Genomic DNA, 2,337 nt, shown 5'->3' with positions numbered 1-2,337 from the left:
TGTTAGCGTCGGGAGAAATTAGCCATTTATTGTCGGGAGAAAATGACCAATCTCAGTCGGACAGAAATAACCAATGCATCAGTTTTTCCTTTCTTTAATGTTGTGCTTTAGGTAGTGCTGATGGAGCACCGGCTGATAATGCTATCGTTTCGCAGTTTTTTCCACGGTAACTGTTTCCTTTAATCATGAATACTGTGGCATCGTCAAATATACGGTCAAGGGCACATAACAGGGAGGAATCTTCGTTGAAGAATTCTCCCCATTTATCCGGTCCTTTATTGCTTGTAAATATCATAGTGTTTGGCCCTTCCTTATTGTATCTTCGGTCAATGACATCAAAAAACATTCGGGTGTTTTCTTTGTCAAAAACGCATCTGCCTATCTCATCAATGATCAGACAAGATGGTTTTACCAGGCCATTTATGGTACTACTTTCCCGGCCATACTTCCGGGCATCGGTCAAGCGTTGGTTTAATTCAGTTGCTTTTAAGAAATATGCTTTCAGACCATTCTGGCAGCATTTGCGCCCATATGCCATCGCAAGATGTGTTTTTCCAACTCCCTGCGGGCCAATGAACGCAAGATTTTTATGTGCGTAGAGAGTCGAAAGGGATGGCAGATTGCGCAGGGCATCTGTTTGTTTTCCATGAAGCTGACCGAAATCAAAATTTTCAAAAGTTTTTGGCTCTTTTAATGGAAGGCGGCTCAATCGGAGCAATGTTGAAACAATGTTTTCTTTCTTCTTTTGCTGTAGATAAGTAAACATTTCAGCAACTATCCGTATATTTTCTTCACTATATTCATGGTCGACTGCGAGCTGTGCCATTTCCTGTGCATTCAGGTCAAGATTTAAATAATCAGCAGCATCCTGGATCTGTTCAAAAAACGATTTATTCATCCCACAGTCCCTCCTCAAAGTTAAATTTACTAAAACCGGAATCATACGGAGGCGGATTAAGCTGTTGGATTTGTACCTTTACCGGTGCAGTAGGCCTTTCTTCCGGTTGTTCTGTAACATACTGTTCTTTGCAGAAGCTGTCCCGGCGACTCCATGTAACATCATGTGATGTGAGCACTTTTGTCATTTTTGAGTCGTATATGTAGAGTATGTACCCATCTCTTTTTACACGGCAGGTCTTTTCTGTGTACCAGTAAGGAACTCCAAAGCGGCGTCCTTCATAGTGAACGAAACCATCAAAGGAAATCTTACGTTCCGGACACAGATAATACGATAATTCAATCGACTCCTCAAGTACAGAGGCGTTTTTCATACAAAACATTGTATGTTTATCATTCGGAATGCAGTCTACTGCGCGGTGATAAATACTGTTCTGAGTATTGCACCAACGGATTGCTTCATAATTTAGATCCGTGATTTCGCTGAAGACACGTCCCGGCAGGAAATTATCTTTTACGAACCGTACCAGACGTTCGACCGAGCCCTTTGTAAATGGGTGTCTTGGCTTGCAAAGTTTTGTTTCAAAGCCAAGATTCCCCATAAACAGTTCATAATCTTTCTGCCAGATCGGATGTCCCTGTTCATCACGTCGGATTACAACGCTTTTCATGTTATCTGTCAGGACATGCTCAGGGATTCCCATATATAAAAATGCATGGATCATTCCAATAAACAGGTTCTCCTGTTTAGCATTTGGGAAAAACTCAATATATCGCTGTCCGCAGCAATGGCAGATCATGGCAAAACAGGCAACTTTATAAGTGCTACCGGAGGCATTCTCCACTTCTACGAATCCCCAGTCCATCTGGTAGGATTCTCCTGGTGCAGTATGGTAACGCTGACCACGACTGCCTTGAGAGGCTACAAGCTGCCTTTTAGGTGGGACAAGTTCCTTATGGTTGGAAATATACTCTTTAACGATGGTTAAGCCACCCTGGAAACCATTCTCTTTTAATCTGTCATAGCAGACAGCAGAGTTGGTAATTCCTTTTCGGAGTAGTTCATCAATAATACCTGAGAACCCTGTCAGAAGAGTGTGTTCAGCTTTCCGGCCGGTGAGTGCATGTGGAAGGTCAATAAAGCCAGATTTTTTAATTCTTCGCAGTTTGGCTCGTGAAATCCCTGTCCTACGTTCTAACTCCGCAAGGTTAACTTTATCAGGATTGAATTTTCCTCCCTTTTCCCTCTTCATTTCATCGAGGGCATGTGCTATTATTTCAGTTAAGTCATTGTGTTTTTCTCCCATTGTGATTTCTACTGATGCATTGGCATACATCATTTTAGAACACGAAAAGGAAAATACAATGGCTTTTTCTATCCGACTAAAAATGGTTAATTCTAAGCGACTCTGGGTGGTCGATTCCGCCCGACCCTAACAA

General features: G+C 42.1%; 2 protein-coding genes. Both read right to left on the bottom strand.

What is annotated here, in order from left to right:
- Nucleotides 1-94: 94 nt before the first annotated feature.
- Nucleotides 95-898, bottom strand: a complete 804-nt coding sequence (locus tag ACTNES_RS20480; RefSeq protein WP_300334816.1) for an ATP-binding protein — start codon at nucleotides 896-898, stop codon at nucleotides 95-97.
- Nucleotides 891-2,204: an IS21 family transposase gene (gene istA, locus ACTNES_RS20475; protein WP_300334815.1), complete on the bottom strand. Its 1,314-nt coding sequence runs from the start codon at nucleotides 2,202-2,204 to the stop codon at nucleotides 891-893. Before istA ends, ACTNES_RS20480 begins: the two co-directional genes overlap by 8 nt.
- Nucleotides 2,205-2,337 lie beyond the last annotated feature (133 nt).

It is taken from the genome of Blautia sp. HCP3S3_D9 (assembly GCF_052063845.1).
GTDB lineage: Bacteria > Bacillota > Clostridia > Lachnospirales > Lachnospiraceae > Blautia_A.
This window is presented reverse-complemented; position numbering and strand designations above follow the sequence as displayed.